The sequence below is a fragment of the Burkholderia sp. BCC1993 genome (genome assembly GCF_905339865.1).
Lineage (GTDB): Bacteria > Pseudomonadota > Gammaproteobacteria > Burkholderiales > Burkholderiaceae > Burkholderia.
The window spans coordinates 39,872-63,821 of the sequence record NZ_CAJPGZ010000007.1; the positions used below are offsets into that span (position 1 = coordinate 39,872).

Consider the following 23,950-nt stretch of genomic DNA (forward strand, 5'->3'; position numbering starts at 1 on the left):
CGCGGTTGCACCGTCCGTCCGGCCGGTTCGCCCCGGCGCGCACGGCTGGCGCGGCACAGCGCGAAAGGGCTGGATCATCGCGCCAATTGCTGAGAGAAGGGCGGGCTTTACGGTATAATCCGTTTTTCCCGCGAGCATCCAGCGATGACCAAATATGTTTTCGTCACCGGCGGCGTAGTTTCTTCCCTCGGCAAGGGTATTGCCGCCGCCTCCCTCGCCGCGATCCTCGAATCGCGCGGTCTGAAAGTCACCCTCCTCAAACTCGATCCCTACATCAACGTCGACCCCGGCACGATGAGCCCGTTCCAGCACGGCGAAGTGTTCGTGACGGAAGACGGAGCGGAGACCGACCTCGACCTCGGCCACTATGAGCGCTTCATCAGCACGAAGATGCGCAAGGCCAACAACTTCACGACCGGCCAGATCTACGAATCGGTGATCCGCAAGGAACGCCGCGGCGACTATCTCGGCAAGACCGTGCAGGTGATTCCGCACATCACGAACGAAATCCAGGCGTTCATCGAGCGCGGGGCGGCATCGGCCACCTGCGGCGAACCGGACGTCGCGATCGTCGAGATCGGCGGCACGGTCGGCGACATCGAGTCGCTGCCGTTCCTCGAGGCCGCGCGCCAGATGAGCCTGCGCCTCGGCCGCAACAGCGCGTGCTTCGTGCACCTGACGCTCGTGCCGTACGTCGCGACGGCGGGCGAACTGAAGACGAAGCCGACCCAGCACAGCGTGCAGAAGCTGCGCGAGATCGGCATCCTGCCGCACGTGCTGCTGTGCCGTGCGGATCGCCGCATCCCGGACGACGAATCGAAGAAGATCTCGATGTTCTCGAACGTGCCGGAAGACGCCGTGATCTCGGTGTGGGACGCCGACAGCATCTACAAGATTCCGCAGATGCTGCACGACCAGGGCCTCGACCGGATCATCTGCGAAGAGCTGAAGCTGTCGCCGAAGGACGCCGACCTGAGCATGTGGTCGGAGCTCGTCGAGAAGCTGGAACATCCGAAGCACGAAGTGACGATCGGCATGGTCGGCAAGTACGTCGATCTGACCGAGTCGTACAAGTCGCTGATCGAGGCGCTGCGCCACGCATCGCTGCACACGTCGACCAAGGTCAACATCGAGTACATCGACTCGGAAGAGATCGAGACGAACGGTGTCGACAGCCTGAAGCATCTCGACGCCGTGCTGGTGCCGGGCGGTTTCGGCCGTCGCGGCACGGAAGGCAAGATCGCGGCGATCCGCTATGCGCGCGAGGCGAAGGTGCCGTACCTCGGCATCTGCCTCGGCATGCAGCTCGCGGTGATCGAATTCGCGCGCGACGTCGTCGGCCTGAAGCAGGCGAACAGCACGGAATTCGATTCGGAAACGCCGGAACGCGTGGTCGCGCTGATCACCGAGTGGCACGACCGCGAAGGCAAGGTCGAGACGCGCACCGAGGAATCCGATCTCGGCGGCACGATGCGCCTCGGCTCGCAACGCTGCCCGATCAAGCCCGGCACGATGGCCGAAGAGATCTATGGCAAGGACGTGAACGAACGCCATCGCCACCGTTATGAAGTCAATAACCGCTTCGTGCCCCAGCTCGAAGCCGGCGGCCTTATCATCAGCGCCCGTACCCCGAGCGAGGATCTGCCGGAAATGATGGAGCTGCCGCGTTCGATGCACCCGTGGTTCGTCGGCGTCCAGTTCCACCCGGAATTCACGTCCACGCCGCGTGACGGTCATCCGCTGTTCAAATCGTTCGTCGAAGCCTCGCTTGCCAACAAGCAAGCGCGCGGAGTGCAAGCATGAAGCTGTGCGATTTCGAGGTCGGTCTCGACCAGCCTTTCTTCCTGATCGCGGGTACCTGCGTCGTCGAATCGGAGCAAATGACGATCGACACGGCGGGCCGCCTGAAGGAGATCTGCGAAAAGCTGAACGTCCCGTTCATCTACAAGTCGTCCTACGACAAGGCGAATCGCAGCTCGGGCAAGTCGTTTCGCGGCCTCGGAATGGACGAGGGCCTGCGGATCCTCGGCGAGGTGAAGCGCCAGCTCGGCCTGCCGGTGCTGACCGACGTGCATTCGATCGAGGAGATCGAGCAGGTCGCGTCGGTCGTCGACGTGCTGCAGACGCCCGCGTTCCTGTGCCGCCAGACCGACTTCATCCACGCGTGCGCGCGCTCGGGCAAGCCCGTCAATATCAAGAAGGGCCAGTTCCTCGCGCCGCACGACATGAAGAACGTGATCGACAAGGCGCGCGACGCGGCGCGTGAAGCCGGGTTGTCGGAAGACCGCTTCATGGCGTGCGAGCGCGGCGTCTCGTTCGGCTACAACAACCTCGTGTCCGACATGCGCTCGCTCGCGATCATGCGCGAGACGAACGCGCCGGTCGTGTTCGATGCGACCCACTCGGTGCAGCTGCCGGGCGGGCAGGGCACGAGCTCGGGCGGCCAGCGCGAATTCGTGCCGGTGCTCGCGCGTGCTGCCGTCGCGACGGGTGTTGCGGGCCTGTTCATGGAAACGCACCCGAATCCGGCCGAAGCGAAGTCGGACGGCCCGAATGCGGTGCCGCTGAACCGGATGGGCGCGCTGCTGGAGACCCTCGTCACGCTCGACCAGGCGGTGAAGCGCAATCCGTTCCTGGAAAACGATTTCAACTAAAGATCGAATGAACCATGCGACGGCTTCGCGCGTCAGTAGCGTAAGCAGTGTCGGCGCGCATGCCGTCGCAGTTTGAAGAATCCATCGTCATTCTCAGAGGAAACCCATGAGTGCAATCGTAGATATCATCGGCCGCGAGATTCTGGATTCGCGCGGCAACCCCACCGTCGAATGCGACGTGCTGCTCGAATCGGGCACGATGGGCCGCGCGGCGGTGCCGTCGGGCGCGTCCACCGGCTCGCGTGAAGCGATCGAACTGCGCGACGGCGAAGCCGGCCGCTACAACGGCAAGGGCGTGCTGAAAGCGGTCGAGCACATCAATACCGAAATCTCCGAAGCCATCATGGGCCTCGACGCGTCGGAACAGGCGTTCCTCGACAAGACGCTGCTCGAGCTGGACGGCACCGACAACAAGTCGCGCCTCGGCGCGAACGCGATGCTGGCCGTGTCGATGGCCGTCGCGAAGGCAGCGGCTGAAGAAGCCGGCCTGCCGCTGTACCGCTACTTCGGTGGCTCGGGCGCGATGCAGCTGCCGGTCCCGATGATGAACATCGTCAACGGCGGCGCGCACGCGAACAACAGCCTCGACATCCAGGAATTCATGATCGTCCCGGTGAGCCAGCCGACGTTCCGTGAAGCCCTGCGTTGCGGCGCGGAAGTGTTCCACGCACTGAAGAAGATCCTGAGCGACCGCGGCATGAGCACGGCAGTCGGCGACGAAGGCGGCTTCGCGCCGAACTTCGGCAGCAACGACGAGTGCCTGTCGACGATCCTGCAGGCGATCGAGAAGGCCGGCTACCGTGCGGGCGAAGACGTGCTGCTCGCGCTCGACTGCGCGGCCTCCGAGTTCTACCACGACGGCAAGTACCAGCTCGCGGGCGAAGGCCTGCAACTGTCGTCGGCCGAATTCACCGACTACCTCGCGACGCTCGCCGACAAGTTCCCGATCGTGTCGATCGAGGACGGCATGCACGAAAGCGACTGGGACGGCTGGAAGCTGCTGACGGATCGCCTCGGCAAGAAGGTGCAGCTCGTCGGCGACGACCTGTTCGTCACGAACACGCGCATCCTGAAGGAAGGCATCGAGAAGGGCATCGCGAACTCGATCCTCATCAAGATCAACCAGATCGGTACGCTGACCGAAACGTTCGCGGCAATCGAAATGGCGAAGCGCGCGGGCTACACGGCCGTGATCTCGCACCGCTCGGGCGAAACGGAAGATTCGACGATCGCGGACATCGCGGTCGGCCTGAACGCCGGTCAGATCAAGACGGGTTCGCTGTCGCGCAGCGACCGCATTTCGAAGTACAACCAGCTGCTGCGCATCGAGGAAGATCTCGGCGACATCGCGAGCTACCCGGGCAAATCGGCTTTCTATAACCTGCGCTAACGCGCTACTATCGGGTTCGTCATCTCGACGCCGCTCTGTGCATGTCGCGCGGAGCGGCGCTTCTTATATCTGCGTCTCTTACATGCGGCTTGTCACTGTCGTCCTGATTGCCTTGCTGGCGCTCATTCAGTACCCCCTATGGTGGGGACACGGCGGCTGGTTGCGGGTGCACGAATTGCGCCAGCAGCTCGGCGATCAGCTGCAGAAGAATGCGGACGAGAAGCTGCGCAATGAACGGATCGCGGGCGAAGTGCAGGATCTGCAGGGCGGTACCGCGGCCATCGAGGAGCGCGCGCGCTACGAGATGGGCATGGTGAAGGACGGCGAAGTATTCGTGCAGTTCGTATCGCCGAACGCGCCGGCCGGCCCGCTGAACAACACACCTTCGAGCACGTCGACACGCGGTACCGTGTCCGCGGCGCCCGTGCGTGTGGTGCCGAACCCGCAGTCGATCGCGAAACCGTCGCGGCATCACGGCGGCGAGAAGGGCAAGGCCGCGCATCACTGAGCGCGGGAGTCCGAACCATTGAAAAAGCGCGGGAAATGCCGCGCTTTTTTATTTCCTGTCAGTCGTCAATCGGAGCGGTCGACGCGATGTCGCGTCACCACCACCAGCCCGGGTAACCGTAGCCATAACCGATGCCGGTGCCCCACCGGTTGCCCCAACCGCCGCCGTAATAGCCGCCGTAGACGGTCACGGGCGGCGGCGAGTAATACGACCACGCGCGCGCGGCGGCCTCGGCCGCCATCGCGTCGTTCTGCTCGCGCAGCACCTGCCGGTCGATCTCGTCGTAGCGTTTGCGCTCCGCACTCGACAGGGCGGGCGGCCGGCCGCCCGACGCGCCCGGCTCGGGCAGGCGACTTAGGATCGTCGACGAAGGCGGCTGCACCGCGCAGCCGGCGAGGGCCAGCGTGCTGGCTGCGACACTGGCCAGGACGAGGGTGCGGAACGGGCGATTCATGTGTTTCTCCAGCAGCGCGCCGCAGCGGAAAGCGGTTTGCGCCGAAGGCGGGACCTGCGGCGCGTGAGCCGTACGGGCGACGCTCGTGCGTCATTATGCGCCCGCGCCCGCATCGCGGGCACGGACGCGCGGCTCGCTCAGTGACGCTGGTCGGTCGCGGGCGTGATGCCGGTCGCGAGTTCCGGCGCGGCGAACAACTGCGCGACATCGACGGGATCGAATTCGTAGCGCTGGTTGCAGAACTCGCAGTGGATCTCGACGTGACCGCGCTCGACGATCACGCTGTCGACTTCGTCGCGGCCGAGCATGCGCAGCATCGCGCCGACCTTCTCGCGCGAGCACGAGCACTGGAAACGCGTCCCGGCCGGGTCGAAGTGCTGCACGTTTTCCTGCCAGAACAGCCGGCGGAACACGACTTCCGGTTCGACCTCGAGCAGTTCCTTTGCGGACAGCGTGCCGCCGAGCGTGCAGACGCGCTCCCAGGTGTCGGTGTCGGTTTCGGCGTTGCGCGGCACGATGCCGCCGTCGCCAGGCAGCTTCTGCAGCAGCATGCCGACCGCGCGGTCGCGATCGGCCGCGAGCCACAGCCGCGTGTCGAGCTGCTCCGAGTGGTGCATGTAGTGCTCGAGCACCTGCGACACCGATTCGAGCGGGCCGTCGACGCCGTTCAGCGGCACGATGCCCTGGTACGGCTGCTGGCCCGGCAGCTTCTCGGCCGGGTCGAGCGTGATCACGCAGCGGCCGTGGCCGCTCGCGTTGACGAGCGAGGCGAAGTGCATGTCGTCGCCGATCGTCTGTGCCGCGTCGCCGGCGAACTTGGCCGTGGCGCGCATCGACAGGTCCGAGCCGCACTGGACGACCAGCATCTGGACCGGCCCGTCGCCGAAGATCTGCATGATCAGGGTGCCGTGAAATTTCAGGTTCGCGGACAGCAGCGCACACGCGGCCATCATCTCGCCGAGCACCGTGCGCACCGGGGCAGGGTAGTCACGGCGGGAAAGCACCTCTTGCCACGTGTTGCGCAGCGACACGATCTCGCCGCGCACGGGTGCCGAATTGAACATGAATTTCTGTAACTGGTCGCTCACTCTTCTTCCTTGAAATCCGCGCGAATCAGCCGATCCGCACGAGTTGCTCCTTGAAATGCGCACGCCGCTCGACGTACGTCTTCGCATTGGCGCGCAGCCGCGCGATGTCGTCTGCCGACAGCTCGCGCACGACTTTCGCCGGGGCGCCGAGAATCAGCGAATTGTCCGGGAACGTCTTGCCTTCCGTCACGACCGCGCCGGCACCGACTAGACAGTTGCGGCCGATCACCGCTCCATTCAAGACCACCGCCTGAATCCCGATCAGCGAACCCTCGCCGATCGTGCACCCGTGCAGCATCGCCTGGTGCCCGATCGTCACGTTTTCGGCAATCGTCAGAGGAAAGCCTGGGTCCGTATGCAGGACCGCGCCTTCCTGGACATTGCTGCCGGTGCCGACCGTGATCGTCTCGTTGTCGCCGCGAATCGTCGCGCCGAACCAGACGCTCGCGTTTTCCTCCAGCACGACCTTGCCGATGATGGCCGCCGTATCGGCGACGAATACGCTTTCGTGGATCGTCGGGGCCGTCTCGCCCAGTTTGTAGATCGTCACGGAGTCTCCTGGTCTCTTCGGTGATGGGCGCCGGTAGAATGGCGCGTCTGGCGTGTCGGACGCATGATGTCGCGGCACAAACGCATATTGTAAACCGTCGCGTGCATGCGCTCCCGCGATGCGCCCGCGCGGTGTCCCCGTTCGATGAGCATGGAGCCTTCTTCTTTCACTGCCGCGCCGATCTGCGTGCGCGGCGCCGCGCTCGACGCGCTGCGGATGTCCGAGCCGGCCGCGAAGGCCGTGCGGGTCCGCGCGCTGTACGACGCACTGCTGGCCGGACAGGCCGCGATCGCGCCGGCGCGCGCGCTGGACGAACCGGCCGACCTGCCCGGCCGTCCCGCGCGCCCGCCGCTCGTCGAGCCGCGTCGGCTCGAGCGCCGCAGCATGCGTTCACCCGCGGGGCGCGCTGTGCTGCTGCACGCGCTCGCGCATATCGAATTCAATGCAATCAACCTCGCACTCGACGCCGTATGGCGCTTCGCCGGCATGCCCGACGCGTTCTACGCGGACTGGCTGAAGGTCGCGGCCGAGGAGGCCTATCACTTCATGCTGCTGTCCGACCGGCTGGCCGGGTTCGGGCATGGGTACGGCGATTTCCCCGCGCACAACGGGCTGTGGGAGATGTGCGAGCGGACCAAGGCCGATGTGCTCGCGCGGATGGCGCTCGTGCCGCGCACCCTCGAGGCGCGCGGGCTCGACGCGTCGCCGCCGATCCGTGCGCGGCTCGTGCAGGCGGGCGACGACGCGTCCGCGGCGATCCTCGACGTGATCCTGCGCGACGAGATCGGCCATGTCGCGATCGGGAACCGCTGGTTCCGGCACTTGTGCGACGCCGCCGGCCGCGATCCGGTTCCCACCTACCGCGAGCTTGCCGAGCAGTACCATGCGCCGCGGCTGCGCGGTCCGTTCAATTTCGACGCGCGCCGCACCGCGGGATTCGAGCAGGCGGAGCTGGACGAACTCGCCGCGCAGGACACGGCGGACGGCACGGCGGCGGGTTAGGGCGACCGGGCACCGCCGGCTCCCGACGGGCGGGCGAAAGCTGCCGCCGGCTGGCCACACGGGCCGCTCGGCCGCATTTCCGCGGCAGCCGATGCCGCCGGATCCACGTACCGTCGGTTCCCCGTCGCTAGAGCGCTGCCTCGACTGCCGGCCGCCGGAACGGAAGTGCCATCGCTATAATCGAACGACCATTCTTTTTTGGCGGCTGCAATGAATGCCTCGAGTTCTGTTTCCGATTTCGTCACGGTGCGCGGCGTACAGCTGCATGTCCGGCGCTGGGGCCGGCCCGATGCGCCGACGCTGTTCATGCTGCATGGCTGGATGGACGTCGCGGCATCGTTCCAGTTCGTCGTCGACGCGCTCGCGGGCGACTGGCAGGTGATCGCGCCGGATGCGCGCGGCTTCGGCCTGTCCGACTGGCCGGTCGCGCGGCAGGGCGGCGGTCATTACTGGTTCCACGAGTACCTGGGCGATCTCGACGCGCTCGTCGACCACTATGCGCCGACCGGCGAAGTCAATCTGGTCGGGCACAGCATGGGCGCGAACGTCGTATGTCTGTACGCGGGCGCGCGGCCGGAGCGCGTGCGGCGCGTGGTCGACCTGGAAGGGTTCGGGCTCGCCCCCGCGCGGGCCGAGCAGGCGCCGCGCCGGCTGCGCGGCTGGCTCGACGAGCTGCGCGAGCCGCCGGTGTTGCGCCCGTACGCGTCGCTCGACGACGTGGCGGCCCGGCTGACCAAGACCAATCCGCGGCTCGATCCGCGCCGCGCGGCGTTCCTCGCCGCGCACTGGTCGAAGCGCGGCGATGACGGCCTGTATCACCTGCTGGCGGACCCCGCGCACAAGATGGCGGGCCCGCAGCTGTACCGGCTCGACGAGGTGATGGCTGTCTGGAAGCAGGTGCGCGCGAAGGTGCTGCACGTCGAGGCCGTCAATTCGCCGACGCTCGCCTACATCGCGAGCGACATCCCGCTGCCGGAGTTCAAGGCGCGCTTCGGCGCATTCCCCGACTGGCGCGAAAAGCTCGTCGAAGATGCCGGCCACATGGTCCATCACGACCAGCCGGAGCAGGTCGCGGCGCTGATCGAGGCGTTCTGCGCATAGGCCGGCAGCGGCGGCGGCAGCGGCGGGGCAGGCGGGCGGCGCAATTGCCGCGTTGCAGTAGAATGAGGCTTCACCTGCCATACCGACAATGAACGCTGATCTCCACTGCCATTCCAATGTTTCCGACGGGTTGCTGTCGCCTGCCGACGTCGCGCGCCGCGCCCATGCCGGCGGCGTGACCCTGTGGGCGCTGACCGACCACGACGAGATCGGCGGCCAGGCGGCGGCGCGCAGCGAGGCGGAAGCGCTCGGCATGCGCTACCTGAGCGGCGTCGAGATTTCGGTCACGTGGGCGTCGCGCACCGTGCACATCGTCGGGCTGCACATCGATCCGTCGAACCCGACGCTCGTCGACGGCCTGTACCGCACGCGCCACGGCCGTGCGGCCCGTGCGAAGGCGATCGCCGCGCAGCTCGAGACGCTCGGCATCCGCGGCGCGTACGAAGGCGCGCTGAAGTACGTATCGAATCCCGACCTGATCTCGCGCACCCACTTCGCGCGTTTCCTGGTCGAGAACGGCCATGCCGTATCCACGTCCGACGTGTTCGACCGCCTGCTCGGCGACGGCAAGCCGGGGTTCGTTCCGCACCGCTGGGCGACGCTGTCCGACGCCGTCGCATGGATTCGCGCGGCGGGCGGCGAGGCCGTGGTCGCACACCCGGGCCGCTACCGCTATACGCCGGTCGAATTCGACGCATTCTTCGGCGAATTCATCGATCTCGGCGGCCGGGCGATCGAGGTCATCACGGGCAGCCACACGCCCGACCAGTACCGCGAATACGCGGACGTCGCGCGCCGCTTCGGCTTCGAGGTGTCGCGCGGTTCGGATTTCCATGCGCCGGGCGAGGGCCGCGTCGAACTCGGCAGCCTGCCGCCGTTGCCGCCCGACCTGAAACCGGTCTGGGAGCGCTGGCTCTGACGCGTCGCGGCCGCGTGCCGTTCGCCGTTCGCGCTGCCGGCGAGGCGCGCATCCGACTTTTCCCTCTTTACGTGTCCCCATGTCCCAGTTCTTCAGGATTCATCCGGATAATCCGCAGCCGCGCCTGATCAAGCAGGCCGCAGACATCGTCAGCAAGGGCGGCGTGATCGCGATGCCGACCGATTCGAGCTACGCGCTCGCGTGCCACCTCGATGACAAGGACGCGGTCGAGCGCGTGCGCCGCATCCGCGGCCTCGACGAGAAGCAGCACCTGTCGCTGCTCGTGCGCGACCTGTCGGAACTGGCCAACTTCGCGATGGTGGACAACCGTCAGTACCGGCAGATCAAGTCGGTGACGCCGGGCCCGTACGTGTTCATCCTGCAGGCAACCAAGGAAGTGCCGCGCCGGCTGTCGCATCCGTCGCGCAAGACGATCGGGCTGCGCGTGCCCGATCACGCGATCACGCTCGCGCTGCTCGAATCGCTGGGCCAGCCGCTGCTCGGCACGACGCTGATCCTGCCGCTGGACGACGAGCCGCTGAACGATCCCGACGACATCCGCGCGCGGCTCGAGAAGCAGGTCGATCTCGTGATCGACGGCGGTGCGTGTCCGCGCGAGCCGTCGACGGTGATCGACCTGACGGGCGACGCGCCGCAGCTCGTGCGCGCGGGGCGCGGTGCGCTCGAACCGTTCGGGCTGTCGGCCGCGTAAGCGCCATTCATTTTTGCGCGAGTGCGCTTGTTACAATAACGCGATATGGACGCTTCCCTGATTCAGACCATCGCCGTCTACGCGCTGCCCGTGATCTTCGCGATCACGCTGCACGAGGCTGCGCACGGCTATGCCGCGCGCCTGCTCGGCGACAACACCGCCTACATGATGGGGCGCGTGTCGTTCAACCCGATGCGCCACATCGATCCGATCGGCACGATCGCGATTCCGCTTGTGATGTATTTCCTGACCGGCGGCGCGTTCCTGTTCGGCTATGCGAAGCCGGTGCCGGTATCGTTCGGCAACCTGCGCGATCCGCGCTGGGGCAGCCTGTGGGTGGCGCTCGCGGGCCCGGCCTGCAACTTCGTGCAGGCACTGGTCTGGGGCGTGCTGACCATCGTGCTGCCTGCGGCCGGCATCGACGAGCCGTTCTTCACGCGGATGGCCTATGCGGGCGTGAGCGCGAACCTGGTGCTCGGCGTGCTGAACCTGTTTCCGCTGCCGCCGCTCGACGGCGGCCGCATCCTGGCGGCACTGCTGCCGCCGAAGCAATCGATCGCGCTGTCGCGCATCGAGCCGTACGGTTTCATCATCGTCCTCGTGCTGGTCACGACGGGCGTGCTGACGAATTTCTGGCTGCGTCCGCTCGTGAACGCCGCGGCCGGCGTGCTGAGCGCCATCCTGTCTCCCTTCGCCTCGCTTTTCTAACGACAATCATGTTCCCAGATCGTATTTTCTCCGGCATGCGACCCACCGGGTCGCTGCACCTCGGCCACTACCACGGCGTGCTGAAAAACTGGGTGAAGCTGCAGTCCGAGTACCCGTGCTTCTTCTGCGTGGTCGACTGGCATGCGCTGACGACGCACTACGAAACGCCCGAGGTCATCGAGAAGAACGTGTGGGACGTGCTGATCGACTGGCTCGCGTCCGGCATCGATCCGGCGCAGGCGACGCTGTTCATCCAGAGCAAGGTGCCCGAGCATGCGGAGCTTGCGCTGCTGCTCGGCATGAGCACGCCGCTCGGCTGGCTCGAACGCGTGCCGACCTACAAGGAGCAGATGGAGAAGCTGAAGGACAAGGACCTGTCGACCTACGGCTTCCTCGGCTACCCGGTGCTGATGGCGGCCGACATCCTGCTGTATCGCGGCTCGCTCGTGCCGGTCGGTGAAGACCAGGTGCCGCACGTCGAGATGACGCGCGAGATCGCGCGCCGCTTCAACTACCTGTACGGCCGCGAGCCGGGCTTCGAGGAGAAGGCGCTCGAGGCCGCGAAGAAGCTCGGCGGCAAGCGCGCGAAGCTCTATCACGAACTGCGCAATGCGTACCAGCAGGAGGGCGACGACGAGGCGCTCGAACAGGCGCGCGCGATGCTGCAGGAATCGCAGAGCCTGTCGATGAGCGACCGCGAGCGCCTGTTCGGCTATCTCGAAGGCGCGCGCAAGATCATCCTGGTCGAGCCGCAGGCGCTTTTGACCGAAGCGTCGCGCATGCCGGGCCTCGACGGCCAGAAGATGTCGAAGTCGTACGGCAACACGATCGGCCTGCGCGAGGACGCGGAGACGATCACGAAGAAGGTCCGCACGATGCCGACCGATCCGGCGCGCGTGCGCCGCACCGATCCGGGCGATCCCGACAAGTGCCCGGTGTGGCAGCTGCATCAGGTCTATACGGACGAAGCGACGCACCAGTGGGTGCAGAGCGGCTGCCGCTCGGCGGGCATCGGTTGCCTCGACTGCAAGCAGCCGGTCGTCGAAGGGATTCTGCGCGAACAGCAGCCGATGCTCGAGCGCGCACAGAAGTACATGGACGATCCGTCGCTGCTGCGTGCGATCGTCGCGGACGGCTGCGACAAGGCGCGCAAGCACGCGGTCGAGACGATGCGCGACGTGCGCGACGCGATGGGCCTGTCGTACACCTGACCTGACGGCATGCGCGAACCCTTCATTGCCGCCGCGGGCGGCCACGTCGCCCAGACCGAGCCGTCGCGCTGGGTCGCCCGGTGGTCGCGGCTCGTCCCGGCGGGCGGCGCGGTGCTCGACGTCGCCGCGGGCGGCGGCCGCCATGCGCGCTGGTTTGCGTCGCACGGGCATCCGGTCGTCGCGCTCGACCGCGATCCGGCCGCGCTGGCCGCATTGCGCGCGATTCCCGGCGTCGACGCGTGCGACGCCGATCTCGAAGGCGCGCCCTGGCCGCTGCCGGCCGGCGCGTCGTTCGCGGCGGTGATCGTCACCCATTATTTGCATCGTCCGCTCTGGCCCCATCTGCTCGATGCGGTGGCGCCGGGCGGCGTGCTGATCTACGAAACCTTCGCGCAAGGAAACGAAACGGTCGGCAAACCGTCCAACCCCGCGTTCCTGCTCGCCCCGGGCGAGCTGCTGGACGCGGTGCGCGGCCGCCTGCGGGTGGTCGCGTACGAGGACGGATTCGTCGCCGCGCCGCGCGAGGCGTTCGTGCAGCGCATCTGCGCGGTACGCGAGGGCGCGACCCCGACGGCGGGGGCGGGAATTCCACGTTACGAACTGCCCGGCTAATCCGCTACAATCTCAACGTTTACCGGTACATCAATCAATCGCGTTTCATGGCTAACGGCACCCAAGACGGCATTCAAATCCGCGGCAGCATCCCCGCGATCGTCACCCCGATGCTCGAAGACGGCAGTCTCGACCTGCCGGCGTTTCGCAAACTGATCGACTGGCACATTGCTGAAGGCACCGACGCACTCGTCGTGGTCGGCACGAGCGGCGAGTCGGCAACGCTCAACGTCGAAGAGCACATCCTGATGATCCGCACGGCGGTCGAGCATGCGGCGAAGCGCATCCCGATCATCGCGGGCGCAGGCGGCAATTCGACCGCCGAGGCGATCGAGCTGACCAAGCACGCGAAGGCCGTCGGCGCCGACGCGACGCTGCAGGTCGTGCCGTACTACAACAAGCCCACGCAGGAAGGGATGTACCGGCACTTCAAGGCGATCGCCGAAGCGGTCGACCTGCCGGTGATCCTGTACAACGTGCCGGGCCGCACCGTCGCGGACATGGCGCACGAGACGACGCTGCGCCTCGCGCAGGTGCCGGGCATCATCGGCGTGAAGGAAGCGACCGGCAACATCGATCGCGCCGCGCACCTGATCAAGGCCGCACCGAAGCATTTCGCGATCTACAGCGGCGACGATCCGACCGCGATCGCGCTGATGCTGCTCGGCGGCCACGGCAACATCTCGGTGACGGCGAACGTCGCGCCGCGCGCGATGAGCGACCTGTGCCGTGCGGCGCTGGCCGGTGACGTCGCAACGGCGCGCGAGCTGCACATGAAGCTGCTGTCGCTGCACAAGAACCTGTTCATCGAGGCAAACCCGATTCCGGTGAAGTGGGCGCTGCAGGCGATGGGCAAGATGCAGGGCGGCATCCGCCTGCCGCTTACGCCGCTCGACGAGCGCTGCCACGATGTCGTACGTTCGGCCCTCGTCGAGGCCGGCGTCCTCGCCTGAGGCACAGGCGGCCGCGTCCTGCGGCCGCCGGCTCGACCCCTCATCAACCCGCACCGGCCGGCTCCGTCCGGCGCCGCTCCTGACGAGCGTTCTAGCAAGACGAAGGATTTCATGAAACGTTTCGCCTTTTCCTCTCGCGCCATCCAGGTTTCGGTGGTGGCGCTGGCGCTGGGCGCGCTCGCCGGCTGCGATACGCTGAACGATTATCTGGCTCCTGATCGGGTCAACTACAAGAACACGGGTTCGGCGCCGCCGCTCGCGGTGCCGAGCGACCTGAAGCCGGTGCCGACGACCCAGCAGTTCGTCGCGCCGCCGAGCAACGCCGGTCTCGGCACGCTGCCGCCGCGGGCGACGACGGCCTCCGGCAACGCGACCGATGGCGTCCCGAGCGCGCAGGATCCGCTCGGCATGCATATCGAGCGCGACGGCGATCGCCGCTGGCTCGTCGTGGACGGGCGCACGCCCGAGCAGCTGTGGCCGATCCTGAAGGAGTTCTGGCAGGAAAACGGCTTCTCGCTGAAGACCGATGCACCGTCGACCGGCATCATGGCCACCGACTGGGCCGAGAACCGCGCGAACATTCCGGACGACTGGTTCCGCCGCACGATCGGCAAGGTCATCGACTTCGCGTACTCGTCGGGCACGCGCGACCGTTTCCGCACGCTCGTGAACCGCACGCCGGACGGCAACACCGACATCTCGATCACGCACAGCGCGATGGAGGAAATGATGGTCGGTCCGCAGGGCGGCACGTCGTCGCGCTGGGAAGAGCGTCCGCGCAACCCGGTGCTCGAGGCCGTGTTCCTGTCGAAGCTGATGCAGAAGTTCGGCCTGAGCGACGCGCAGGCGAAGCAGCTGCTGACCGATGCGCGTCCCGCGACGGCGCCGGCGAAGGTCGCTGACACGAGCGGCGGCGCCGCGACGCTGCAGCTGGCCGAATCGTTCGACCGCGCGTGGCTGCGCGTCGGTCTCGCGCTCGACCGTACCAACTTCGCGGTCGACAATCGCGACCGCGAGAAGGGCCTGTACACCGTCCGCTACGCGAACACGATGGAAGAGCTCAAGCGCGACGGGCTGTTCGGCAAGCTGTTCTACGGCGGCCCGTCGGCGGCCAAGCCGGGCAAGGAATACCTGGTCAACGTGCGCGCGCAGGGCAATGGCGGCACGCAGGTCGCGGTGGTCGACGCGAACGGCAAGGTCGACAACTCGTCGGACGCGCAGCGGCTCATTTCGCTGCTGCAGGCCCAGCTGAACTGACCGCGTGCGCTTCGCCAGCCTTGGTAGCGGCAGCGAAGGCAACGCGCTGGTCGTCGAGGTCTCGAGTGGCACGACGACCACCCGCGTGCTGCTCGACTGCGGTTTTTCTGCGAAGGAGGTCGAGCGCCGCCTCGGCCGCCTGAATCTCGGCATCGACGATCTCGATGCGATCCTCATCACCCACGAACACAGCGACCACGTCGGCAGCGCGTTGACGCTCGCGCGGCGCGGGTCGCTGCCGCTCTACATGAGCTGGGGCACGGCGCGCGCGGTGGGCGCGGACGAGGCCGATGTCGATCTTCACGTGTTGTGGGGCGACGAGACGGCCGCGATACGCGATCTGGCCGTGATGCCCTATACGGTGCCCCACGACGCGCGGGAGCCGCTCCAGTTCGTCTTCATGGACGGCTGCCGCCGGCTCGGCGTGCTGACCGACGTCGGAATGGCCACGCCGCACATCACGACCGTCCTGAGCGGCTGTGACGCGCTGGTGCTCGAATCCAACCACGACACCGCGATGCTCGCCGGGAGCCGCTATCCGCAGTCGCTGAAGGCGCGGATCGGCGGCAATCATGGCCACCTGAGCAACGATGCCGCCGCCGGCATCCTCGCATCGCTCGAACGCAGCCGCCTCCAGCACCTGGTCGCGGCGCACCTGAGCCAGCAGAACAACCGGCCCGAGCTGGCCCGTCAGGCGTTGGCCGGCGTGCTGGGAACGGACGGGGAGGACGTGGTCGTGGCCAAGCAGGACGCGGGCTTCGACTGGCTGACGCTCGGTTGAGCGGGCGCAGAGCGGCGCGGGAAGGGGCGGGTGGCGTCTTGGCCTGCTTGCCTGCCGGGCGCAATGCGCGGAACCGACAGACGTAAAAAAACCGGCCCGAAGGGCCGGTTTTTTTTCAGCTGATGCTGAGGCTTACTGGCTTGCGCCCGAAGCCGGAGCAGCCGTCGCTGCCGAAGCAGCCGACGCCACAGCAGCAGCTGCGTCGCTCGCAGCAGCCGTCGCCGACGAAGCAGCAGCCGAAGCGTCGCTCGCAGCACCAGCAACTGCCGAAGCAGCCGACGAAGCAGCAGCCGATGCGTCGCTAGCAGCCGACGAAGCAGCTTGATCAGCGCTCTTGTTGCAAGCAGCCAGTGCAACAGCAGCCAACAGGGAAGCTACGAGGAGGGATTTCTTCATGATCACGTCCTTTTATGGTTAAAGGTAAGCAACAGCGCGAAACAATACCGGTAATGTGCTCCAACACCGACCTGGGCCGCTGGTGGAGACGCACTTCTAGAGCGTGAATCTTCCCTACGGCTTGGGCGGAAATTATATGCACTTTCCTATCGACCGTCGACAAATGCGGGGTCAATACGTTGTCTTTCCCATACAGAATTTGATCTGCACGGGCATACGGGGCGGCCCACTAAATCCGGTATCCGACCCGCAGCCAGCCCGCACAATACCATTCGTGCAGCAAGGCTGTCATCGAGGGAGCCCGGGATAGTGTTACAAACCGTTTCGCCTCCATGTGGCGGAGATTGGCCAGTTCGGGCAGCCATTCGCCGGCTTGCTCGAGCGGTTGTTCCTCGCCATTAATGAAGTACGATCGCGCGTTATACATCAATGCGGCGCGTCTGTCGAGATGCACACCCCGGCGCGACGCCTGCGCGACGAACGCGGCCTCGGACAGCGGGCGCGCCGGCGGCTCGAAAACGACGTTCGATTTGGGCTCGCTCAGGTAGCAGCCGAGGAATTCGGCGACGTCGCGCTTGCGCCAGCGGATCGCTTCGACGATCTCGGCGACGCGCTCGACCATCGCCGGCGGCAGTTGCGCGGGGGTGTCGACCGCCGGCTGCTTGGGGTCGCGGTAGAGCGCGTCGCCGCGCTCGTCGCGCAGGCCGCCGCGTTCCGCGAGGTAGTACAGGAATTGCGCGCCCAGCTCCCCGGCGGAGGGCGCCCGAAAGCCGATCGAGCAGGTCATGCATTCGCCTTCGGCCACGCCGTCGTGCGCGATGTGCGGCGGCAGGTACAGCATGTCGCCCGGCTCCAGCACCCATTCGTCGCTCGGCTCGAAATGCTCGAGGATCTTCAGCGGCACGTCCGGCTGCAGCGACAGGTCCTTCTGCGCACCGATGCGCCAGCGGCGCCGGCCTTCGACCTGCAGCAGGAATACGTCGTACGAGTCGAAGTGCGGGCCGACGCCGCCGCCGTCCGTCGCGTACGAAATCATCAGGTCGTCGAGGCGCGCGTCCGGGATGAAGCGGAAGCGGTCGAGCAGCGCGCGCGCCGCGTCGACGTGCAGGTCGAGCCCCTGCACGAGCAGGGACCAGGACTTGCGCGAGATAGCCGGCAGCGCGTCCGGTTCGAACGGGCCGTGCGCAAGTTGCCACTTGTTACGAAAATGGGTGATCAGGCGCGATTCGGCGTCATAGTCAGCTGCCAGCTCGAACAATGCGTCGCGCGTGACCGGCGGCTTCACGCCGGGGATCGCCTGGCGGATCAGCAGCGGTTTTTTCTGCCAGTAGCGGCGCATGAATTGCGCCGGCGAGAGGCCGCCGAGCAGCGGCGTGGGAAAATCGGAAGGCGGCGCGCCGAGCGGGGCGGCAGCGGCATCCCGCGGTTCGGCTTGAGACCGGTTGCGCATCGTATAATGAGACTTGTATTTGGGAGAATTGGATGAAAATCGCAAAAAACACCGTCGTGTCGGTCACTTACAAGCTGTCGGATGCGCAAGGCAATCTGATCGAGGAAAGCGACGAGCCGATGGTTTATCTGCACGGCGGCTATGATGGCACGTTCCCCAAGATCGAGGAACAGCTCGACGGCCAGGAGCCCGGTTACCAGGCGCAGGTTCAGCTCGAGCCGCAGGACGCGTTCGGCGACTACGATCCCGAACTCGTGAAGATCGAGCCGCGCGATCGTTTTCCCGAGCCGATCGAAGTGGGCATGCAGTTCGAAGGCACGCCGGAAGACGGCGACGAGGAAGTGGATTCGCTGATCTACACGGTCACCGACATCGCCGAAGACAAGGTCGTGCTCGACGGCAACCACCCGCTCGCGGGCATGGCGCTGCGTTTCGCGCTCACGGTCAAGGACGTTCGCGAAGCGACCGAGGACGAGATTGAGCACGAGCACGCACACGGCGCGGAAGGCCTCGAAATCGTCGACGAGGACGAAGACGAGGACGGCGACGCACCGTCAGGGCGTACCCTGCACTGAACTGGCGGGCAGGCCGGGCGCCGGCCCTGAGGCAGGGGGCGGCGCGGGCCACGAGGCGCCGCCCGGCGTCGTGCCGTCGCCCTGCAGCGGCGGCGCGACCGACGACGAGTCGGGCAGGGCCGGCAAGGCCGGGATCTCCGGCATCTGCGGCAGCGGGACCTCGTCGCGCGGCGCGACCGGCAGCGCGGGCGGGGTCGGCAGATTCTTCGGCACGTCCTGCAGGCTCACGTTGAAGATCGTCTGCCGTGCCGGCGACACGCTGACCTTCACCCACTGATTCGCCGGATGACGCGGTCCGATCGCGACACGCGTCACATTTCCCACCAGCACACCGTCGTCCGCATGCAGCGGGCGATCGATCAGGAAGCCGTTCGCAAGCGGCTCGCTGCTCGCGTGCATCACCAGGATCGGGCCGCGGAATGTCGCCGCCGCCTTCACCAGCGTTCGTTTCAGTTCACGGAAGCCGTCGCGGACGCGCGGCCGGTTGAAACGCAACCACGCAAAGCGTTCGGCTCGCTCGTAGCGATCGAACTGCGGATCGCCTTCGAACATCACCACCATGGCGCGCGCGTCGCGCCGCTTCGCGTATTCGGCCGCGTGGTCGATCCAGAAGCCGTTCGCGATGATGCGGTCCTCGAATTCGCCGTTGCGGCCGCCGGCCGTCAGATAGTGGTTGTTCGGCGCCGGTGCGTTCAGCGCGACGTAGACGACGTCGTCATGCATCCAGCGCGCGTTTTCGCGATACGGCCGGAACCGCGCGACTTCACTTTCGCGGGTGATCTGCAGCGCGCCGGCGTCGGGCAGCGCGGCGTCCGCCAGCAGCGTCTGGCGCAGGAAGTCCAGACGTTCGACCGGGTCGTAGCCGCCGCCGGCCGCCGTGTTGCACGTTACCCAGTCGTCGTGGCCGGGAATGAACACGAGCGGCACGCGCGATGCGTCCAGGATCGCGCCGCGCTGCGCGTACAGCGCGTCGCGGCACGCTTCCTTCGCACCCTTGAGGTCGCCCGCATAGACGACGAAGGCCAGATTGCGCTCGCGCGCGATCGATTCGAACAGCCGCTGCGCGGCCGGCTCGTCGGCCGGCGCGTTGATGACGCCCGACACGATCGCAAACGAGTAGGGGGCGGCGGCACGCTTGGGCGGCGCCGCGAGCGCGCTCGCCTGGGCGAGCGCGAGCACCGCCGTGACCAGTGCGGCTGCGGCGGCGCGGGCCGGCCGGCCCGACGGGAGGCGTTTACGCGTGCCCGTCGGCATCGTGCGAGCGGACGAGCGTGCGCAGTTCGTACAGCAGGTCGAGCGCCTCGCGCGGCTTGAGGTCGTCGGGATCGATGTCGCGCAGCTTTTCGAGTGCCGGATGCGGGACGTCGGCCGGCGCCGGCGCATCCGCGCACGCGAGTTCGTCGGCCGCGGCGGGCGGCGCGCTGAACAGGTCGAGCTGCGGCGTGTGCTGTGCGGCCGACTGCTGTTCGAGATACGCGAGATGCTTGCGCGCGGCGCGGATCACCGGCGCCGGCACGCCCGCGAGTTGCGCGACCTGCAGCCCGTAGCTCTGGTTCGCCGGGCCTTCGTTGACCGCGTGCAGGAACACGATGCCGTGGCCGTGCTCGACGGCCGACAGATGGACGTTGGCCGCTTGCGGGAATTCGGCCGGCAGCTGCGTCAGCTCGAAGTAGTGCGTCGCGAACAGCGTGTAGCAGCCGTTTTGCGCGAGCAGGTGACGCGCGATGGCCCATGCGAGCGCGAGGCCGTCGAACGTCGACGTGCCGCGGCCGATTTCGTCCATCAGCACGAGGCTCTGCGGTGTCGCGTCGTTCAGGATCGCAGCGGCTTCGGTCATCTCGACCATGAAGGTGGAGCGTCCGCCGGCGAGATCGTCGGCCGCGCCGATCCGCGTGAAGATCCGGTCGATCGGGCCGAAGCAGGCCGATTTCGCGGGCACGTAGCTGCCGACGTACGCCATCAGCGCGATCAGCGCCGTCTGCCGCATGAAGGTCGACTTACCGCCCATGTTCGGGCCGGTGATCAGCAGCAGTTTGCGCTCGGCGCCGAACCGGCAGTCGTTCGCGATGAACTGCTCGACCTGCGCTTCGACGACCGGGTGGCGACCCTGTTCGATCTCGATGCCGATTTCGTCGGTGAAGGCGGGCGCGACCCAGTCGAGCGTGCGGGCGCGCTCGGCGAACGCGGCGAGCACGTCGAGTTCCGCGAGCGCCGACGCGACGCGCTGGCACTCCGGAATGAACGGCAGCAGCGCCTGCAGCACGCCGTCGTACAGCGCGCGCTCGCGGGCCAGCGCGCGTTCCTGCGCGGACAGCGCCTTGTCCTCGAAGGTCTTCAGTTCGGGTGTGATGTAGCGCTCGGCGTTCTTCAGCGTCTGGCGGCGGCGATAGTCGTCTGGCACCTTGTCGGTCTGGCCGCGCGTGACCTCGATGTAGAAGCCGTGCACCTTGTTGTATTCGACGCGAAGGTTCGCGATGCCCGTGCGGGTGCGCTCGCGCGCCTCGAGATCGATCAGGAACTGCCCGCAGTTCTCGGAGATGTCGCGCAGTTCGTCGAGCTCCGCGTCGTAGCCGCGCGCGATCACGCCGCCGTCGCGCACCATCGCGGCCGGCTCGGGGGCGATCGCGCTCGTCAGCAGGTCGAGGCATTCGGCGGGCGGCGCGAGCGCGGAGTCGACGCGCGTAAGCGCATCCGCGTTCGCGACGATCGCGCTGATGCGCTCGCGCAGCGCGGGCAGCGCGGCGAACGTGTCGCGCAGGCTCGACAGGTCGCGCGGCCGCGCGGACAGCAGTGCGAGGCGCCCGGTGATCCGTTCGACGTCGGCGATCTGGCGCAGCGCGCTGCGCAGTGCGTCGAGGCTCGCGTTCGCGGGCGCCTCGAGCAGTGCGCCGATCGCTTGCTGGCGCGACTGCGCGGCGACCGACGCGCGCGGCGGATGATGCAGCCAGTGACGCAGCAGGCGGCTGCCCATCGTCGTGCAGCAGGTGTCGAGCAGCGAGTACAGCGTCGGCGATTCGGTGCCGCGCAGTGTTTCGGTCAGCTCGAGGTTGCGGCGCGTAGCCGGATCGAGTCCGATGTATTCGGTTTCGTTCTCGACCTTCAGGCTGCGCACGTGACGCAATTGCTGACCCTGTGTGGCGGCCGCGTAAAGCAGCAGTGCGCCGGCGGCTCCACATGCGCTCGTCAGCGAATGCGCGCCGAAGCCGTCGAGGCCCGCGACGTCGAGCTGGTCGCACAGGCGCTGCGTGCCCGATGCGATATCGAAGTGCCATGCCGGCACGCGCTTGATCGCGCCGGCGCCCGCGGGCACGGCGTCGGTCGCGCCGTCCGCCGTCAGGATTTCGGCCGGCCGGATGCGTTCGAGCGCGGCGCCGAGCTGGTCGGGTTCGATCTCGGCGAGCCGCAGCGCGCCGCTCGCGAGGTTCAGCCATGCGAGGCCGATATTGACCGCGACGCCGCGCTTGTTGTGGCCCGTGCACATCGCGAGCAGGTAGACGTCGTTCTTGTCGGACAGCAGCGCCGCGTCGGTCAGCGTGCCGGGCGTGACGACGCGCACGACCTTGCGCTCGACCGGGCCCTTCGACGTGGCAGGGTCGCCGATCTGCTCGCAGATCGCGACCGATTCGCCCATCTTCACGAGCTTCGCCAGATACTGTTCGACCGCATGATGCGGGACGCCGGCCATCTTGATCGGCGTGCCGGCCGAGGCGCCGCGTTGCGTGAGGGTCAGGTCGAGCAGGCGTGCGGCCTTTTCCGCATCCTCGAAGAACAGCTCGTAGAAGTCGCCCATCCGGTAGAAGACGAGCGTGTCGGGGTGATCGGCCTTGATGCGCAGGTACTGCTGCATCATCCGAGTATGGCCGGCGAAGGCTTCGGGCGACAGCGTGGTCATAGGTCAGGCAGGAAGTTGTTGCTTTGGTTGCCCGAGTTTACCAGTCGCTTCCATGTGCACGCGCGAAGTTCGCCGTTTGGCCGGGTGCGGGTGATGGCGATCGGCAGCGGCCGGGGGCCTACCCTGGCTCATGGGCGTAGCGGTGCTGGCACAACTCGCAACGTAGTGCCAACCCCGACACGCCAGTTGCGGCCGACAGGCTGGATTGTGACTGAGTGGCCCGAGTTTGCCAGTGGTCACGACGCGCCAGCGCGACGCTCGCCGTTCGGCCAGTTGCCGGCGGCCGCGACAGGCCGCTGCCGGCTTGAACGGTCGGACGTCCGACGCGCCCGAAATCGGCTGGACGTCGCCGGATCCGCTACCTGATCTTGAACGAATAATCGCCGTGCGTGCGATGCCCGTCCGACGCGACCGCCACCCAGTGCACCGTGTACGTGCCGGGCGGCGATGGCGGCAATGCCACATGGATCGACTTCGTGTCATTCGGGTCGACTTCCGCCTTTTCCGTGTTCACCTGTTTGCCCGCCGAATTGCTGACGCTGAGCGAACTGAAGGCGGGTTCGAGCGGTCCGTCGAAGATGATCGTCACGCCTGCCGGCGCCGCCACTTCCGCGCCCGCGGACGGCGATTGTTTCTGCGGAAACACATGGGCGAATGCCGTCGACGCGGTCAGGATGCTCGTCGCGACGGCCGCTGCGCGCGAGCCGGGATGAAATCGGTCGAATGGGCGCATCATTATTCTCCGTTGCCGAACAGCGGCTTGCCGATGGAGCGGGGCAGGATGTCATCGAGATAAAGATGCACTTGCAACAGGATGCCCACGCCCGTTCCGCTCGCGTGATTGACCGGAATCTGCGCCTCGATGCCGAGCTGGCCCCAGCGATTCAGCCACAACGCGCCGGGGTTGATCGTTCCGGTCGTATGGCCCGAACACGGGCTGGCGGTGCAGGTGCTCATCGGCAACTCGACGACCGGGATCAGGCTGTCGAACGGCGCCTTGAGACCCACGTCGCGCACGAAGTGCTGCAGATAGGGCAGGCTGTATTGCACGGTGACGCCCCAGTTCAACGAATTCGGATCGGCACGGTTCAATGCCAAGCGGGGGCCGACGGTGCCCGTGATCGCCAGCGGCTTCAGGTACTTCAGGCTGTCGGGCAGGTCGCCGAAGCCCTTGCCGAAGTAAAGCGTCGGCGTGATCGCCGAGTGTGGATCAGCGATCGACTTCGCCCCCGTTCCGCCCAGCTCCGCGGTCGCGCCGACGGAGGCCATGAGCTCATGCCTTTCGTTGCCGTAGAAGCGGTATTTGGCACCGACCTGCCAGTTGTCGAAACCGCGCGCCGAGCTGTCGTTGGGCGCATTGAGGTTGATGTACGTGCCGGTCACGGATAGCTGGAAACGGGACGTGATCAGCTTGTCCCATTCGAGTGTCGTCGTATTGCTGTTCTGCTTGTCGCCGTCATCCGTGTCGGACTGGAGGTGGCCGAACTCGAGGTTGAGTTCGTCCCCGACGCCGGGATCATCGACCGCCATGGTCGCCGGAAAGGCGCGGTTGCCGGCGATCGCGTGAGCCGTTGCAACGGACGGGAAAAGAAGCAGGACGGCAAATGCGGCTGGAATGACGGACGCTACAAGCGCCGGCATGGTATTGCGTGCAGGTTGGGTGTACATGGTCCCCCCTTTCTGAAGATCGCGTCGATATGCTCGCGGGTCTGTCAAAAGACAAAAGACGCGCGAGCA

Annotated in this window: 25 protein-coding genes; 16 read left to right on the plus strand and 9 right to left on the minus strand. The window is 66.8% G+C overall.

What is annotated here, in order from left to right:
* Positions 1-144: 144 nt before the first annotated feature.
* From U4Y91_RS12855 to ftsB, 4 genes are all read left to right on the plus strand, one after another.
* Positions 145-1,803, plus strand: a complete 1,659-nt coding sequence (locus U4Y91_RS12855; protein ID WP_321805368.1) for a CTP synthase — start codon at positions 145-147, stop codon at positions 1,801-1,803.
* Positions 1,800-2,654 carry a 3-deoxy-8-phosphooctulonate synthase gene (kdsA, locus tag U4Y91_RS12860; RefSeq protein WP_044848177.1) on the plus strand — a complete coding sequence of 285 codons (855 nt, stop codon included), beginning with the start codon at positions 1,800-1,802 and terminating at the stop codon, positions 2,652-2,654. Before U4Y91_RS12855 ends, kdsA begins: the two co-directional genes overlap by 4 nt.
* Positions 2,655-2,760: 106 nt before the next feature.
* Positions 2,761-4,044 carry a phosphopyruvate hydratase gene (eno, locus tag U4Y91_RS12865; protein ID WP_006478406.1) on the plus strand — a complete coding sequence of 428 codons (1,284 nt, stop codon included), beginning with the start codon at positions 2,761-2,763 and terminating at the stop codon, positions 4,042-4,044.
* Between the two features lie 82 nt (positions 4,045-4,126).
* Positions 4,127-4,552 carry a cell division protein FtsB gene (gene ftsB / locus U4Y91_RS12870; protein WP_321805369.1) on the plus strand — a complete coding sequence of 142 codons (426 nt, stop codon included), beginning with the start codon at positions 4,127-4,129 and terminating at the stop codon, positions 4,550-4,552.
* A gap of 94 nt (positions 4,553-4,646) precedes the next feature.
* Here the strand turns inward: ftsB and U4Y91_RS12875 are convergent, their stop codons facing one another.
* The 3 genes from U4Y91_RS12875 to U4Y91_RS12885 form a co-directional block, all read right to left on the minus strand.
* Positions 4,647-5,006 carry a hypothetical protein gene (locus tag U4Y91_RS12875; RefSeq protein ID WP_321805370.1) on the minus strand — a complete coding sequence of 120 codons (360 nt, stop codon included), beginning with the start codon at positions 5,004-5,006 and terminating at the stop codon, positions 4,647-4,649.
* A gap of 137 nt (positions 5,007-5,143) precedes the next feature.
* Entirely contained in the window at positions 5,144-6,094 is a 951-nt protein-coding gene (hslO, locus tag U4Y91_RS12880) for an Hsp33 family molecular chaperone HslO (protein WP_321805371.1), read from the minus strand.
* A 25-nt stretch (positions 6,095-6,119) separates the two neighbouring features.
* Positions 6,120-6,644 (minus strand): gamma carbonic anhydrase family protein, encoded by a 525-nt coding sequence (locus U4Y91_RS12885; RefSeq protein WP_057925213.1) that lies wholly within the window; start codon positions 6,642-6,644, stop codon positions 6,120-6,122.
* A 144-nt stretch (positions 6,645-6,788) separates the two neighbouring features.
* On the opposite strand from U4Y91_RS12885, the gene U4Y91_RS12890 reads away from it, so the two are divergent.
* From U4Y91_RS12890 to U4Y91_RS12940, 11 genes are all read left to right on the plus strand, one after another.
* Positions 6,789-7,646 (plus strand): ferritin-like domain-containing protein, encoded by an 858-nt coding sequence (locus U4Y91_RS12890; protein WP_321805372.1) that lies wholly within the window; start codon positions 6,789-6,791, stop codon positions 7,644-7,646.
* 210 nt (positions 7,647-7,856) lie between these two features.
* Complete coding sequence (locus tag U4Y91_RS12895) at positions 7,857-8,747, plus strand: alpha/beta hydrolase (protein ID WP_321805373.1); 891 nt, start codon at positions 7,857-7,859, stop codon at positions 8,745-8,747.
* Positions 8,748-8,835: 88 nt separating this feature from the next.
* Positions 8,836-9,666: a 3',5'-nucleoside bisphosphate phosphatase gene (locus U4Y91_RS12900; RefSeq protein ID WP_321805374.1), complete on the plus strand. Its 831-nt coding sequence runs from the start codon at positions 8,836-8,838 to the stop codon at positions 9,664-9,666.
* A gap of 79 nt (positions 9,667-9,745) precedes the next feature.
* Positions 9,746-10,378 (plus strand): L-threonylcarbamoyladenylate synthase, encoded by a 633-nt coding sequence (locus tag U4Y91_RS12905; RefSeq protein ID WP_321805375.1) that lies wholly within the window; start codon positions 9,746-9,748, stop codon positions 10,376-10,378.
* A 45-nt stretch (positions 10,379-10,423) separates the two neighbouring features.
* A complete protein-coding gene (locus U4Y91_RS12910) occupies positions 10,424-11,086 on the plus strand; it encodes a site-2 protease family protein (protein WP_321805376.1) in 663 nt (220 codons plus the stop codon).
* Positions 11,087-11,094: 8 nt separating this feature from the next.
* Positions 11,095-12,297: a tryptophan--tRNA ligase gene (locus U4Y91_RS12915; protein ID WP_257771721.1), complete on the plus strand. Its 1,203-nt coding sequence runs from the start codon at positions 11,095-11,097 to the stop codon at positions 12,295-12,297.
* A 9-nt stretch (positions 12,298-12,306) separates the two neighbouring features.
* Positions 12,307-12,909 (plus strand): class I SAM-dependent methyltransferase, encoded by a 603-nt coding sequence (locus tag U4Y91_RS12920; protein WP_321805377.1) that lies wholly within the window; start codon positions 12,307-12,309, stop codon positions 12,907-12,909.
* Between the two features lie 47 nt (positions 12,910-12,956).
* Positions 12,957-13,862 (plus strand): 4-hydroxy-tetrahydrodipicolinate synthase, encoded by a 906-nt coding sequence (gene dapA / locus U4Y91_RS12925; protein ID WP_044847991.1) that lies wholly within the window; start codon positions 12,957-12,959, stop codon positions 13,860-13,862.
* Between the two features lie 111 nt (positions 13,863-13,973).
* Positions 13,974-15,119: an outer membrane protein assembly factor BamC gene (gene bamC / locus U4Y91_RS12930; protein ID WP_321805378.1), complete on the plus strand. Its 1,146-nt coding sequence runs from the start codon at positions 13,974-13,976 to the stop codon at positions 15,117-15,119.
* Between the two features lie 4 nt (positions 15,120-15,123).
* Positions 15,124-15,900 carry an MBL fold metallo-hydrolase gene (locus tag U4Y91_RS12935; protein ID WP_321805379.1) on the plus strand — a complete coding sequence of 259 codons (777 nt, stop codon included), beginning with the start codon at positions 15,124-15,126 and terminating at the stop codon, positions 15,898-15,900.
* A 122-nt stretch (positions 15,901-16,022) separates the two neighbouring features.
* A complete protein-coding gene (locus U4Y91_RS12940) occupies positions 16,023-16,205 on the plus strand; it encodes a hypothetical protein (protein WP_162499716.1) in 183 nt (60 codons plus the stop codon).
* A 20-nt stretch (positions 16,206-16,225) separates the two neighbouring features.
* Here the strand turns inward: U4Y91_RS12940 and U4Y91_RS36760 are convergent, their stop codons facing one another.
* Both U4Y91_RS36760 and U4Y91_RS12945 read right to left on the minus strand, forming a co-directional pair.
* A complete protein-coding gene (locus U4Y91_RS36760) occupies positions 16,226-16,471 on the minus strand; it encodes a hypothetical protein (RefSeq protein ID WP_011657350.1) in 246 nt (81 codons plus the stop codon).
* 54 nt (positions 16,472-16,525) lie between these two features.
* A complete protein-coding gene (locus U4Y91_RS12945; RefSeq protein ID WP_321805380.1) occupies positions 16,526-17,746 on the minus strand; it encodes a cupin domain-containing protein in 1,221 nt (406 codons plus the stop codon).
* Between the two features lie 32 nt (positions 17,747-17,778).
* Between U4Y91_RS12945 and U4Y91_RS12950 the strand changes: the two genes are divergently transcribed.
* Positions 17,779-18,321 (plus strand): peptidylprolyl isomerase, encoded by a 543-nt coding sequence (locus tag U4Y91_RS12950; RefSeq protein ID WP_321805381.1) that lies wholly within the window; start codon positions 17,779-17,781, stop codon positions 18,319-18,321.
* On the opposite strand, the gene U4Y91_RS12955 is transcribed toward U4Y91_RS12950, so the two are convergent.
* From U4Y91_RS12955 to U4Y91_RS12970, 4 genes are all read right to left on the minus strand, one after another.
* Positions 18,301-19,575: a hypothetical protein gene (locus U4Y91_RS12955; protein ID WP_321805382.1), complete on the minus strand. Its 1,275-nt coding sequence runs from the start codon at positions 19,573-19,575 to the stop codon at positions 18,301-18,303. The two genes, U4Y91_RS12950 and U4Y91_RS12955, sit on opposite strands and share 21 nt — an antisense overlap.
* Entirely contained in the window at positions 19,556-22,213 is a 2,658-nt protein-coding gene (mutS, locus tag U4Y91_RS12960; protein ID WP_321805383.1) for a DNA mismatch repair protein MutS, read from the minus strand. Before mutS ends, U4Y91_RS12955 begins: the two co-directional genes overlap by 20 nt.
* 358 nt (positions 22,214-22,571) lie before the next feature.
* Positions 22,572-22,949, minus strand: coding sequence for a copper resistance protein CopC (locus U4Y91_RS12965; RefSeq protein ID WP_321805384.1), 378 nt, complete (start codon positions 22,947-22,949; stop codon positions 22,572-22,574).
* Positions 22,949-23,881, minus strand: a complete 933-nt coding sequence (locus tag U4Y91_RS12970) for a hypothetical protein (protein WP_321805385.1) — start codon at positions 23,879-23,881, stop codon at positions 22,949-22,951. The genes U4Y91_RS12965 and U4Y91_RS12970 overlap by 1 nt, the downstream gene beginning before the upstream one ends.
* Between the last annotated feature and the right edge of the window lie 69 nt (positions 23,882-23,950).